General features: G+C 68.5%; 8 protein-coding genes and 1 pseudogene. 2 read left to right on the top strand and 7 right to left on the bottom strand.

Annotation, left to right across the window (positions count from 1 at the left end):
* Positions 1-770 (top strand): annotated as a pseudogene (locus T333_RS25375) (hypothetical protein); the annotation flags it as partial.
* Here T333_RS25375 and T333_RS25380 read toward each other — a convergent pair.
* The 4 genes from T333_RS25380 to T333_RS25395 form a co-directional block, all read right to left on the bottom strand.
* Entirely contained in the window at positions 771-1,676 is a 906-nt protein-coding gene (locus T333_RS25380) for a LysR family transcriptional regulator (protein ID WP_496426064.1), read from the bottom strand.
* Positions 1,677-1,746: 70 nt separating this feature from the next.
* The gene (locus T333_RS25385) at positions 1,747-3,321 is read right to left on the bottom strand and encodes a flavin-containing monooxygenase (RefSeq protein ID WP_496426065.1); all 1,575 of its coding nucleotides are present in this window, start codon (positions 3,319-3,321) and stop codon (positions 1,747-1,749) included.
* A gap of 129 nt (positions 3,322-3,450) precedes the next feature.
* Positions 3,451-3,762: a cytochrome P450 gene (locus T333_RS25390; RefSeq protein WP_496426066.1), complete on the bottom strand. Its 312-nt coding sequence runs from the start codon at positions 3,760-3,762 to the stop codon at positions 3,451-3,453.
* Complete coding sequence (locus tag T333_RS25395; protein WP_357256446.1) at positions 3,763-4,989, bottom strand: cytochrome P450 family protein; 1,227 nt, start codon at positions 4,987-4,989, stop codon at positions 3,763-3,765.
* Positions 4,990-5,351: 362 nt separating this feature from the next.
* Here T333_RS25395 and T333_RS25400 point away from each other — a divergent pair, with 362 nt between their 5' ends.
* On the top strand, positions 5,352-6,824 hold the full coding sequence (locus T333_RS25400) for a dynamin family protein (RefSeq protein WP_496426067.1): 1,473 nt from the start codon (positions 5,352-5,354) through the stop codon (positions 6,822-6,824).
* Positions 6,825-6,882: 58 nt separating this feature from the next.
* Here the strand turns inward: T333_RS25400 and T333_RS25405 are convergent, their stop codons facing one another.
* From T333_RS25405 to T333_RS25415, 3 genes are read right to left on the bottom strand one after another with little or no spacing between them, the layout of a single operon-like run.
* A complete protein-coding gene (locus tag T333_RS25405; protein WP_496426068.1) occupies positions 6,883-9,078 on the bottom strand; it encodes an Hsp70 family protein in 2,196 nt (731 codons plus the stop codon).
* A gap of 58 nt (positions 9,079-9,136) precedes the next feature.
* A complete protein-coding gene (locus T333_RS25410) occupies positions 9,137-11,011 on the bottom strand; it encodes a dynamin family protein (protein WP_496426069.1) in 1,875 nt (624 codons plus the stop codon).
* Positions 11,012-11,070: 59 nt separating this feature from the next.
* Positions 11,071-13,080, bottom strand: coding sequence for a hypothetical protein (locus T333_RS25415; protein ID WP_496426070.1), 2,010 nt, complete (start codon positions 13,078-13,080; stop codon positions 11,071-11,073).
* Between the last annotated feature and the right edge of the window lie 165 nt (positions 13,081-13,245).

Below are 13,245 nucleotides of genomic sequence, written 5' to 3' on the forward strand. Positions count from 1 at the left end.
TGCGCCCCGAAACCACACGCCCCGAAACGCTGCGCCCCGAAACCACACGCCCCGAAACGCTGCGCCCCGAAACCACACGCCCCGAAACGCTGCGCTCCGAAACCCCACGCTCCGAGGCGCTGCGCCCTGAAACCACGCGCTCCGAACCGCTGCGCTCCGAAACCACCCGCACGGAAACACCGCGTCTCGACACGCCACGCGCCGAACGCCTACGCCCCTCCGCGCCACCCCGCCAGGAGCCCGCACCCGAAGCGCCGCGCACCGACAGCTTGGAAGCGGCCGCAGTCGCGGCGCGGGTCGAGCAGCAGCCCGCCGCGTCGAATGGGTTACCGCGCAGAGAGTCTGTCTCCGTCCCGCCCGCGCTGCACGATTGGGTCGAACCGAACGTCTCGCGAGGCGCGCCCTACGACGCCGCGCCCGAACCGATCTCGAACGCGCACGCGGAGCCCGCGGAGATCGCGCCGCGGCCGGAAGCACCGCAGGAACGCCTGGACTACGGCAGCGTCGGCACGCCCGGCGTCGACTCCGCACCGCGGCTGAACGGCCGACTGGAGGCGCCCACGCTGACCAGCCGTCCCGAGACGAACCTGACCGCACCGCGCGCCGACCGCGAGGAACCGGCCGCCGCGCCCACCCAGCACCGCTCGGCCATCGAGGACAACTCGCACGTCGACAAGTTGCAGGCCATGCTCGACGAACTCAAGCGCAACCCGTCGGGCCCCTTCGGCAGACCGCTCAGCACACCCCCTGGCGATCTGCCCTCCCAGTAGTCACCCGCTGGCGCTCGGCACGAGCAACCCGCGAATCGATTCCCGCAACCACCGATGCCCGCTGTCGGCGGTGTTGCGCGGGTGCCACGCCATGCCGATCGTCACCTCGGGCAGCGGCAGCGGAATGTCGAAGGGGCGCAATCCCATGGCCCGCAGCGCGGCGGCGGCCAGCCGGGCTGGCGCCGGGCAGACGAATTCGCCGGAGCGCACCGCGAGCAGCGCGGTGCTGAGATCGGGGACGATCGCGACCACCCGGCGCGTTCGTCCGTGCAGCGCGAGGCGGTCGTCGATCGGGCCGCGGGCGCGACCCTGTCGTGAGATAGCGAGGTGGGCCGCTGCGGCGTAGGCGGCCACGGTGACCCGCTCGGTGATCAGCGGATGGTCGGGCGCGGCGACGCCGACGAGACGATCTCCCAGCACCCGCTGCACGGTGATCTCCGGATCGCTGCGTTCCAGGACGCCGACCGCGATGTCGGCGCGGCCGTCTCGCAGCGCCGACGACCCCTCGGTGCCGTCGGGCAGAAAATGCACGGTGACGCCGGGCGCCCGTTGCCGCACGGCGGCGAGCAGTGGGGCGGCGAGGTGGGCGCGGACGACGTCGTCGGCCTGCACGGTGAACCCGCGCCGCAGCCCGGCGGGGTCGGCCTCCGCGCGGGTGTCGAGCAGCGCGCGTCCGCGCTCGACCAACGCGGCGACCTCGTACCGCAATTCGAGGGCTCGCGGCGTCGGCACCAGGTTCCGCCCGGAGCGGACGAGCAACGGATCGTCCAGCACGCGGCGCAGCCGCGCGAGCGTCCGGCTCATGGCGGGGGTCGAGGTGCCCAGGCGTTCGGCGGCTTTGGTGACGCTGTTCGTGTCGAGCAGCGCATCCAGCGCAACCAGCAGATTCAGGTCGAGGGCGTCCACTCGCGGATTATCACAGACACAATTCGGACGCGAGCGCGTTGCGCCGAGGACAATCCGCGAGCACCGCGGCTCAGGCCTGTGATGGGTGCGGGTCGCGCCGCGGCTCCGGGTAGAACTCGGTCGGAGCCGGGGCCGTCTCGGTGGGTGCCGGGCCGGGCGGCGTCGGCGCCGCCGGAGTCTTCCCGCGCTCCGAGAGCCCGCGGTATGCGGCGGGTTTCACGGGCCGGAACCACTGGGCGAGCCGGGCGCTCAGCGGGAGCCGGAACTTCAGGTCGGCCAGCATCTCATCGATGTTGTGCAGGGCGAACGGAGTGATCGTGGTGCCGTGCGCGTGATGGCCGCCGGTGCCCGCCGCCATCCACCCCAGGCGGGCGTCGATCTGTTCGCCCATCTCCTCCTGCGACGGCAGCGTGAGACGGCCGCGCAGCAACGCGGCGATCCAGTGCGCGCCGACCTCGGCGCTGAGCGTGCCGAGCAGCGAGGAGTTGTAACCGGCGAAGGTCAGGTTCGGTACCTCGGTCGGCAGAATGTGCCGGTAGAGGCGGAAATTGCCGTCGTCGTCGGTGAGCCTGCGCTGAATGTACGGGGTCAGGAACGGCACCCGCTGCTGGAAGCCGGTGGCGCACACGACGATGTCGGCGGGAAGCACCTGCCCGTCGGACAGCCACGCGGCACAACCGGCGGGCGTGCCGGACAGCTCGGTCACGCTGGTGTCGCGCAGCACGGTGATCCGGCCGTCGCGGACCTGCTCGAAGAATCCCTCGGTGGCGATGCTGGCGGTGCTCTGCGCGATCTCCTCGAACCGGCCCTCGGGCACCAGGTCGAGCTCGCGCAGGCCGAGCTTCTTGGTGGCGAGTTCCTGGATGACGTCGAAATCGGTGTCGCGGAAGCTGTGTCCTGCGCCGTGCAGGAAACGTTCGAAGCCGCGCGGGCTGTGATAGCGGAAGTGCGCCTCGCCGAGCCGGGTGAGGAACAGCCGCTCGAAGTCCAGGCCGGTGCTGAGCTTGCGCGGCATCTTCCACAGCAAACGCCGAGCGACCACCGTGGTCTCGGCCGCGACGTGGCTGACCGCCTCGGCGATATCGCAGGCGGACTGACCGTATCCGACCACCACCACCGACTTCCCACGCGCCTGCTCGACGTCGAGGAATTCCGAGGAGTGATAGAGCTGCCCGCCGCGGGCGAGGAACGCCTCCGCGCCGCGGTAGTCGGGCATCGCGGCTTCGCTGAACACGCCGTTGGCGACGACGAGGTGATCGCACGAGGTGCGGTGCACACCCGTCTCGTCACGGATCTCCAGCAGCCAGCCGCTGTCCACCGGGTCGGCGGCCACCACCTCGGTGCCGAGGCGAAGGTTCTCGCGCAGCCCGAAGTGCTGCACGTATCCCTCCAGGTAGGCCTGCATTTGGGCGCCGTCGGGCACGCGCGGGTAGTCCTCGGGCATGGCGTAGTCCGAGAAACGGTAGGTGTGCTTGCTGTTCAGCGTGCGCAGCCCGGGATAACGCCGGGTCGCGCTCCACACACCACCGACATCGGGCGCCCGTTCGAATACCTCGACCGGAAAACCCGCTCGGTTCAACACCTTCGCGCAGGCTAGGCCTGCGATGCCCGCACCTACGACCGCGATGCGGTTACCGCTCGTCATGGCCACCGAGATTACCCGCCCGCGGCGCGGCGCAAAGCTGGCGGGCGCAGATTCCCCGGATCCAGGCGTACCTCCCCCTCCGCTCCGGCCGTGCGCGGGCTGACGACGGACTCCGTCCGGCGGCGTCGTCTACTGCGGTGTGACCACGATTCTGGCCTTGCCGCGCGGCACGGTGGTGATGTTCCGCACCCGTCCGCGCTCGGGGTGCGAGTCGGCCGGTGCCAGCGTGTGCCTGGTGAGGACCTCGCGCAAGACCGCCGTCCTGTCCATCAGCGCGAAGCCCGCGCCGATGCACCGGTGCGCGCCGCCGCCGAACGGCAGCCACGTGTTCGGCTCGCCCTCGCCGTCCAGAACCGGGCCGGGCGGAAGGCGGAACCCTCGTCGGCGCCGCTGTGCACCACCGCGGGCCTGTGGATGCTTCGCCGAATCGCCCGGCGACATTCAGCGCAGCGCGGGCGACTTGGTCGTCTCCACCGGCAGATCCAGCACACCGCGGAACAGGACGCTCTCCCGCCACAGGATGTCGTCGGCGTCCACCGCGAGCCGCATATCCGGATAGCGCTCCAGCAGCCGCGAGATGGCGATCCGCGCCTCCAGCCTGGCCAGGCCCGCGCCGAGGCAGAAGTGGATGCCGTGCCCGAAGGCGAGGTGGCCGTTGGCGTTTCGCTCGGCGTCGAACGTATCCGGCGCCTCGAAGTGCTTCTCGTCGTGGTTGGCCGAACCCAGCGCGACCAAGACGAGTTCCCCGGCCGGGACCTCGGTCTCGCCGATGACGGTCGGCACCGTCGTGTAGCGCAGCGTCGCCATGTTCACCGGGCCCTCGAAGCGCAGCATCTCCTCGATCAGCGCGGGCACCCGCTCCGGATCCTCGTGCAGGGCCGCGTATTTCGCCGGATCGGCGAGCAGGGTGAGCATGGTGTTGCCGATCAGGTTGACCGTCGTCTCGTGGCCGGCGATGAGGATGAGGAAGGCCATCGAGATGATCTCGTCGTCGGTGAGCTTGTCGTCGGCTTCGCTGGCGCTCAGCAGATCGGAAAGCAGGTCCGCGCCCAGGCCCTCGGCGCGGCGGCGCGCGAGCAGCTCCTCGAAATACGCCACGATCGCGTCGGTGGCCACGCGCATCCGCGCCGGGTCGGACAGGGTGATGTCGGAGACCACCGCCGACCACTCCTTGAACTGCTCGCGATCGGCGGCGGGCACGCCGAGCATCTCGCAGATCACGGTGATGGGCAGCGGAAAGGCGAACTCGGCCATCAGATCCACCGGACCCTCGGCCCCGGCGAGGCGGTCGAGCAGTTCGTCGGTGATGGCGGTGACGCGCGGGGTGAGCGCCTCGATGCGGGCGGGGGCGAACGCGGGGGTGACCAGTTTGCGCAACCGGGCGTGGTGCGGCGGATCGGTGTTGAGCAAGTGGTAGCTGAGCCGGGCGTTGACGGCGCCGACGCCGCTCTCACCCGCGCCCTCCCTGCGGGCTTCCGCGCCGGTGTCGGTGTGCGGGTCCTTGCGGATCGTCGGATTGCGCAGCGCCTCGCGCGCCGCGTCGTAGTCGACGATCAGCCAAGCGCGCACACCGGTGCGCAGCTGGATCTGATGCACCGGGCCCTGCGCCCGGAGCTCCTCGTAGAAGGCATACGGTGTACGAAAGAATTCCGGTGGCAGCTGTCTCATGATCGAATGGCCTTCCCCAGTCGCGAGTTGTGTTGCGCCCCTTCGATAGTGGCACGGGTCACGGGGATCGGCCAGTATCGGCCGCGTCACCCGAGCAGTCGCGTCGATGCGGAGCTCGGACGGCCTGTTCGGCTCGACACATCACGCGCGACCCCGGGCGCTGAGGCGGCGGCCGCGTCGATGGCCGCCCCTCGGATGGATGCCTGCCTTCGCGGGATTCGTCCGTCGTCGTCCCCCGGTACGGCCGCGAAAGAGCCGATCGGCCTGCGCCGCCGATCCGGTGCGGCGATGATGACCACTATGGGCACGAAACTGCAGGGTAGCGCGGCTATGCAGCCCGAGCGGACGACCCGGGCGCCGCGATGAACGGCGAGGCGCCGATCGCGAGGGTGGACAGAATCATCGAGGAGGCCCACCGCGTCTACTTCGGTAACCGTGCCGTCACCGATCGCCTCGAGGCGGGTGCGCGACGACTGCGTGAACCGCTGCGAATCGCCTTGGCCGGAGCGCTGAAAGCCGGAAAGTCGACGCTGCTCAACGCACTTGTCGGCCAAGACATCGCCCCCACCGACGCGACCGAATGTACGCGCGTCGTGACCTGGTACCGGCACGGCCCGACGCCGGCGGTCACTGCACGGCTCAGCGGCGGGCGGTCGGAGAACGTGCCGATACACCGGGCGGAAGGTGGTCTGACGTTCGACCTCGGCGGGCTCACGGCGGCGCAGGTGGATCGAATCGACGTCGACTGGCCGGTGCGCCGCCTCGAGCGCACGACGATCATCGACACGCCAGGGACCGAATCCCTCTCGACGGACGTATCCGTGCGCACGCTGCGGTTACTGGCTCCCGACGACGGCTCCGCCGGAGTCGACGCGGTGGTCTATCTGTTCCGCTCCCTCGATGATTCCGACCTCGCACTGATTCATCGAATCGGCGAGCATGTCGGCGGCAGCGCCGGTCCGCTCGGAATCATCGGTGTCGTCTCGCGGGCGGACGAACTCGGTGCGGGCCGCCCGGAGGCGATGCAGTCCGCCCGCGCGGCAGCCAAAGATTTCACTCGCGAGTTGGAGAGGACGGGCCTCTGCCAGGCTGCGGTCCCGGTCGCGGGTTTGCTCGCGTTCACCGCGAAGACCCTTCGACAGGCCGAGTTCGCAGCTCTGCGCCGGCTTGCCGAGGTCGCTCCGGCGGACATGGAATCGGCCATGCTCTCGACGGATCGGTTCCAGCGAGCCGGCGGTCTGCCGGTCGATTCCGTGACGCGACAGCACCTCGTCAGACGTCTGGGGCTGTTCGGCATTCGCATGACGCTGACTCGATTGCGGGCCGGTACCAGCGATTCGTCGACCCTGGTCGACGAACTGATCGCCCGCAGTGGCATCGGCGAACTCGAGCGCGTGATCGATACTCAGTTCGGCCAGCGTGCCGACGAATTGAAGGCACATACCGCCCTGCTGATGCTGAAGCAGATACTCGACGCCAACCCGGCCGCGCAGGCGACACCGCTCGGCCGGGAAGTCGCACAGCTGCTCGCCAACGTGCACGGCTTTCATGAACTCCGTCTGCTCAGTCGACTCCGTTCGACCGAGACGGCGCTGTCCGAGGAGGAACTCGCCGACCTGCAACGCGTGATCGGCGGCCAGGGAACCGGACCCGCCGAACGCTTGGGAATCGAACCCTTCGCGGTCGCGGGTGTCGGCCAAGACGTCGCACTGGCGGAAATCAGACGATGGCGATCCCGTGGCGAACATCCGCTCGCGGATCAGTTCACGGCCAACGCTTGTATGGTGGCGGCACGCAGCGCCGAAGGCGTCCTCAGCGAGCTGCGTCGGCGTTGAGCGCTCGCCTGGTCGAGGAACCAGCGGCGAGGCCTATTCGCTGGCAGCGGCGGGACGATCAACCTGGATTCGCACCACTCCCGCCGGTACCCGTGCCCGTGCCGTTCGTCCCGCCCGCAGCGGTGCCAGTCGGAGCGGGCCCCGTACTCGGGCCAGTGCCGCCCGCGCCCGTGCCACTCGTCTCCCCCGTACCGGTACCGGTCGAGCCGGTGCCGTTCGACCCGCCGGTATCGGAGCCGCCGGTAGGAGCCGGGCCCGTACCACCGGCGCCCGTACCCGTCTCGCCCGTACCGGTACCGGTCGAACCAGTGCCGCTCGTCCCACCGGTACCTGCACCGCCACCGGCCGGAGCCTGACCCGCACCGCTTCCAGTCGAGCCGGTATCGCTCGTTCCACCCGAGCCAGAGCCGGTTGAACCGGCGCCGTTCGACCCGCCGGTACCTGGACCGCCACCGGCGGGAACCCTGCCCGTGCCCGAACCATTCGTCCCAGCTGTACCGGTACCAGCGCCAGTCGTCCCACCGGTATCCGAACCGCCGCCGACCGGAGCCCGGCCGGTGCCCGGTCCATTCGTCCCGGCTGTGCCGGTACCGGTCGAACCAGAGCCGTTCGTCCCGCCGGTATCCGGACCGCCAGCTGGAGATCGACCCGTGCCCGCACCATTCGTCCCAGCTGTGCCGGCCGAACCGGTGCCATTCGTCCCACCGGTACTCGGACCGCCACCGGGCGCGGACTGACCCGCATCAGAGCCCTTGCCGCTATCGCTCGACCCACCGGTGCCCGCGGGACCGGTTCCTATGCCGGTGCCGTCCGGTCGTTCTGCGATCGGCCCGGCCGGCGGAATCAGCACCTGCTCGTTCACCGTGGGCTTCGGCCCGGTTGCCGACCCGCCGATCGCGACGCCTCCGACAATCGCCGCGGCGAGAGCGGCAACCGCCGCCGCGGCAAGAATTGCCCACTTACGACGACCGCCCGCCGCCGCACTGTGGTCCGCCGCCACCGAGTCCGGGGGTGCGATGACCAACGGCGGCTTGCTCGCGACCATGCCCGCGGAAGGATCCGGCTCGAATTCTCGCCTCGGAGTATGGGGTTTCGCTTCCGGAGTGGATGGCACCGGCACCGATGCGATGGCATTCACCGAGGAACGGGCCAGCAGAGCAGCGCCCATCGCCGAGGTGAGGAGAGATTCGGGCTCCCCCATCACCGGCACGTGGAACTCCGCGGACAGCAACTCGGCCACGAGCGGGGTTGCCGCGGCACCACCGGCCAGCACGACCGCTCGCACCTCACGAGCGTCGATGTCATTGGCGCGCAGAGCCTCTCCGACAAGTCCGAGGGAGCCGGCGACCGGCTCTCTGATCAATTCCTCCAGCTCTGGGCGGACGAGTCGCACATCTTGGCGCACGCGTCCCAGTTCCACCTCGACCACCGCCGCCGTTTCGGCGGAGAGCGTTTCCTTGGCTTGCCGACAGCGCGCACGCAATGCGCGCAACGGCGTCAGCAAAGCGGGATCCGCGAGATCCACGTCGGTGAGTTCTCCGTCCAGAACCCGAAGAACATGCCGCACGATGGCGTCATCGATGTGCGCACCGCCGAAATCCACGGTCCGGATGGTCCCGCCGATCTGCTCGGTACCGCGGGCGAGCGACACGCTGAGGCCGTTGCCGCCGAGGTCGTACACGACCACAATGCCGTCGCTGGGGAGCCCGCGGGTCGACTCGACCTGAGCGAGGATCGATGCGACTTCGGGCACGAGTGCCACGCGGGTCATGTCCAGCCGGTCGAGCGCCTCGCGCAGCGCCTGCACTTCGTGCGTCTTCCAGTGGCTGGGATAGGTCGCCGCGATCGCTGGGGTCCCGGCGAACGCACCGGCCGAATACCGCGTCAGATACCGAACAGCGGCGGCGACGAGAACTTCCGGCCGATGGGGGGACCCGTCGGCGGCGATGAGATCGATCGGATCACCGATCCGGTCGACGAACCCGTTGACGGCGAGTCCATGGCCCACCGGACCTACGCCGTCGGCGAGCGGTGCGAGGGTCGGCGCCATGTCGTGCGACATGAGCAAAGTCGCCGCATGCCGGGTCGTTGCTGGACGCGAGGCGGCGCGCACGGAAGCCGCCGGCCGCACCGATCCCGCTTCGGCGGCGGTAGCGAAACAGGCGGTGCCGATCTTGACGCCAAGGCTTCCCGACATGTGTTCCTCTCGATGATTGGTCGCGTTCACCTGCGCATATGACTTTCGCTTCCGCATTCATCGACGGCCAGACGCACAAGGTGCCGAATCAGCCCACACGCGGTGTGAGATGGATTCACCCAAGGTGTGCTGGCACCTGGCCGCCGCGATCGGCAATTCGCGATCGCGGAGCAGGCAATCGGGTGATCCCTTCGCGGATTTTGGTCAGCACTGCCAATTTCTTCTCGATCTCGGCCGCACGCTTTTCCCGCTCGGCGAACTCCATGCCGACCGCCTCTTGCGCCGCCTTCATCGAACTCTGCAGCGACGCCAAGGCCTGATCGGCGGATTCCTTGAAATGATCGCGTAGCTCCCGCTGCACATTCCGGAGCCGATCCCGGGAGAGCTTGTGCACCTGGAAGGACACGTCATCGATGTACTTGCGCAATGTGGCCTGCGCTTCGCCGCGGCGGCGCGCGATCCGGCTCGCACGGTCCTGCTGATATGCCTTCACACCGAGCACGACACCGGCCCCGATCGTGATCGGATTCATCATCGCCGCGCCGATCATCGTGGCGCCCATGCCGATCATCATCGCGCCGCTGTAGCCGCCGCGAACCGCGGTCAAGCCCTTGTCCGCCAGCGAAGCCTTGGTATCGCTCAGCTCGCCGATCCGCAGACCGGAGTCGACGAGATCGCCCGCGCAGACGGCATCGAGGGCCGGGAAATCGGTGCGGACGCCGTCCACGCCGAACGATGCCGCCACCCGCTCGGCCAGTACCTGAGCAGACTGGAACGCCCAGACGAAATTGTCGCTGACCGCGACGCTCACCTGCTCCTGCACCCAACCGGTCAGCAGCGGCCACTTCTTGTCCGGATCACCGTCCGCGAGCTCGGACTCGATGTGCTTGTTGATGATCCGCAGCCGTTCCCGCAGATCGTGGTCGATCTCGGAATTGAGGTCTGCGACACCGTCGTTCAGTACTTGCTGCCACGACTTCGCCGCCTTGACCTGCTCGTCCGACCTCTCCTTCCGAGCCTTCAACTCGTCGGCGACGCACCGGCGGAACTCCGGATCGCGCAGCGACTTCATCTCCGCCTCGAACGGAACGGCCAGGTGGTGCGCGACGGACTCGAGATCCCGCGCCGTGCGGACGCGCCGCTTGGTTTCCACGTCGACGAGGACCTCGGTGCGCAGGAACCGAAGCAGTTCGGGACAGCCGGATTCGGCGTTCAGCTCCTTGTCACGGAGGCGCATCGCATGGCCGCGCAGTGCCGCCGAGACCGGGATGATTCGGCAGCTCACCCCACCGCCGGCGAGGTGGCGCCGGTTCGCGTCCGCGATCCGACGCCACTCGGGGTAGAGGTCGACCTTGGTCGCCGCGATGACCGCCGTGGGGCACAGGCCGAGCACCTGCCGCACGAACCGGAATTCGGGTGCGGTGAACTCCTGGCTGGCATCGCTGACGATGACGACCGCGTCGGCCAGCGCCACCTCGTTCAATACTTGTGCGACATGCCGCTGGCCGGGGCCGCCGACACCGGGGGTGTCGACGATAGCCAGACCGCCTGCCAGCATCGCGGAATCGACGCCGACCTCCGTGTGCAGGACCCGCCACCCTCGCGCTCGCGGAGAGGTCGCCAGATCGGTCTGTAGTTCACCCGGCGGCAACGGAACTGCGGCGGAAGTCGCGCCGCCGGGCTTCTCGACGACCAAGCGCGCGGCTGGTTCGTCCCTGTGCCGGACCACCGTGACCACCGAGGTGGCTCGACGGTCACCGGCCACGCAAACCTGTTTGCCGAGCAGGGCATTGATCAGTTGACTCTTGCCCTGCTGACGCAACCCGACGAAGGCGACCCGCACGGAAGCGTCGGCGGACCGGCGCCGCACGGCGTCGAGCGTGCCGAGCAGGTCTGCCCGATCGGCCGACCGCGCGAGCCGAGCCAGCTGCTCGATCAGAGCCGGGACGGCCGCGACCGCATCGCGGCCGTCCCGCTGCTGTACTGACATACCGGTGTCCTCCCGATCTGCGCGCCGGATCGCACCACCCGCCGGTGCTCGCTGGGCCATCAATCCCAGAAGCTGAGGGCGTCGCCGATATCACTGGCGACGGATCCGATGGCGTCGCCGGCATCGCTGACCGCATCACCGACGTCGTCGACCGCCTCTTCGGCCCACTCGGCCGCGTCGGTGGCCGCGCCATCGACCCAGTCGGCCGCGTCGGTGGCAGCGCCTTCGGCCCAGTCGACGGCGTCGGAACCCGCGTGGTAGACGTCCTCGAGTCCGCCGTCGTCGATGAAGTTGTAGGCGGACAGGCCCCAACCGACCGGAGACGCGCTTGCCACGGCACTGGTGATGCCATTGAGGTCACCCATGGTCTCGACGACGTCGTAGATCGCCTGACCGGCTCCGTCACCGAGGACTTCGTCTGCGGTGTCCAACGCGCCGCCGATGTTGTCGTTCAACATGTCGTAGCCGAGCGAGGACTCCTGCGCGGCTTCGATGACCCCGCCGTTCGGGTCGAGGAGATCCTCCGGTCCGAACGTCTGCTCCAGGTTGTCGATGATCTCGGTGCCGTACTGCTCGGCGTTCTGGGCGTAATCCAGGTACTCGCCACCCGGGATCTCGTCCACCGGCAGCTGATCCAACGGAAGCTCGTCCAACGGCAGCTGATCCAACGGAAGCTCGTCCAACGGCAACTGGTCCAACGGCAGCCCGTCCAACGGCAACTGGTCCAACGGAAGCTCATCCAACGGAAGCTCATCCAACGGCAGCTCATCCAACGGCAACTCGTCCAACGGAAGCCCGTCCAACGGCAGCTCATCCAACGGAAGCCCGTCCAACGGCAACTCCTCCAACGGAAGCCCGTCCAACGGCAACTCGTCCAACGGCAACTGGTCGGGAACCGGAATGTCGTTCAGCCACGGCATATCTCCCAGATCGGGTGCGCCGCCGAGCCCGGTCGGGATGTCCCCCAGGCCGGGCACCTGGCCCAGCTGCGTCATCACATCCTGCAGATTCGTCATCATGTCCCCGAGGCCGGGCACCTCGCCCAGCTGCGTCATCACATCCTGCAGATTCGTCATGACGTCACCGAGGCCGGGAATCTGGGTCGGGTCGATACCCAGATCCCCGAGATCGTGCTCGCCGGGAAGCACCGAGCTCAGCGGGTCGACGACCTCCTCGGGAAGCACCGAGCCGAGCGATCCGGCGAGATCCTCCGCAGCATCGGCACCGAGAACGTCCACCACGCCCTCCGGCGCATCCCCATGCTCGAGATCAGGGACATCGACGACGCCTGTCCCGGGGTCGCCGATGTCCTCGGCCACCGGGCTGGAGGGCGATCCGCCGAGCCCGGGGATGTCGTTCAACTGTGTGAGGACGTCCTGGAGGCTGGCGTGAGCGTTCTCGAAACCGGGGGCCGACCCCAGCTGGGTCACGACGTCCTGAATACTCGTCATGACGTCACCGAGGCCTGGGGCCGCACTCGGGTCGATCACGGAAGCCTCGTCGAGCGGATCCGAATCGACGCTTCCGCCGTTCTCGATGTCGCTGATGTCGACATAGAACGGGCCGTTCGGAAGATTGCTGACATCGACGGGCTCCGAGACGAGAGTTTCTTCGACGCCAGAAGCGGATTCACTCGTATCCATGCCATCGGAATTGGAATCTGTGCCGTCCTCGGGGCTCTCGTAGTCCTCGGTCTGCGGCTCCCATCTGTTTCCGTCGGGATACTGCGCCTGATATTCGTAATCCTCGATATGCGGATCCGGCGCAGCGCCGAAGTCTTCTCCCATTCCCGACGGCTCCGCGGCAGGCGCGTCCTCGGTCCAGTCGGGCTCGTAGATGGCGTGCTCGACGACCGGCTCCGTCTCCGCCACCAATGGCGTTTCCGCGACAATCGGCTCCTCGACCGACACGCTCGCGGTCGTCTCGACCGGCGCTTCCTCGGCGACATAGGCACTTTCCGCCGTGGTAGCCGCAGCGGTGTATTCGGCTCCGCCGGAGGCGTTTTCCGTATCGACCGGAGTTTCTGCCGCGACTTCTGTCGCCGTGCCATATGTGTAGTCGTCTGCCATTCGATCTCCATGGATTTCGGTAGTGGAAACAGTGCTGAGCCGATCCGCGCCCGGATTTCGGACGCCAGAAGTTTGCTCGCGATCCATGGTGTGAACTTCGGCAGGCGGAAAACAGGCACCCGAGGGGGAAGAAACCACCACCCTTGGTTCGGCAAAGGTGGTGGT

It is taken from the genome of Nocardia sp. CNS-044 (genome assembly GCF_059570515.1).

Coding starts and splice junctions, on each gene's coding strand:
- T333_RS25405 (WP_496426068.1), bottom strand. CDS start 9,078: ATGCGGAAGCGAAAGTCATATGCGCAGGTGAACGCGACCAATCATCGA.
- T333_RS25395 (WP_357256446.1), bottom strand. CDS start 4,989: ATGAGACAGCTGCCACCGGAATTCTTTCGTACACCGTATGCCTTCTAC.
- T333_RS25390 (WP_496426066.1), bottom strand. CDS start 3,762: ATGTCGCCGGGCGATTCGGCGAAGCATCCACAGGCCCGCGGTGGTGCA.
- T333_RS25415 (WP_496426070.1), bottom strand. CDS start 13,080: ATGGCAGACGACTACACATATGGCACGGCGACAGAAGTCGCGGCAGAA.
- T333_RS25400 (WP_496426067.1), top strand. CDS start 5,352: ATGAACGGCGAGGCGCCGATCGCGAGGGTGGACAGAATCATCGAGGAG.
- T333_RS25385 (WP_496426065.1), bottom strand. CDS start 3,321: ATGACGAGCGGTAACCGCATCGCGGTCGTAGGTGCGGGCATCGCAGGC.
- T333_RS25410 (WP_496426069.1), bottom strand. CDS start 11,011: ATGTCAGTACAGCAGCGGGACGGCCGCGATGCGGTCGCGGCCGTCCCG.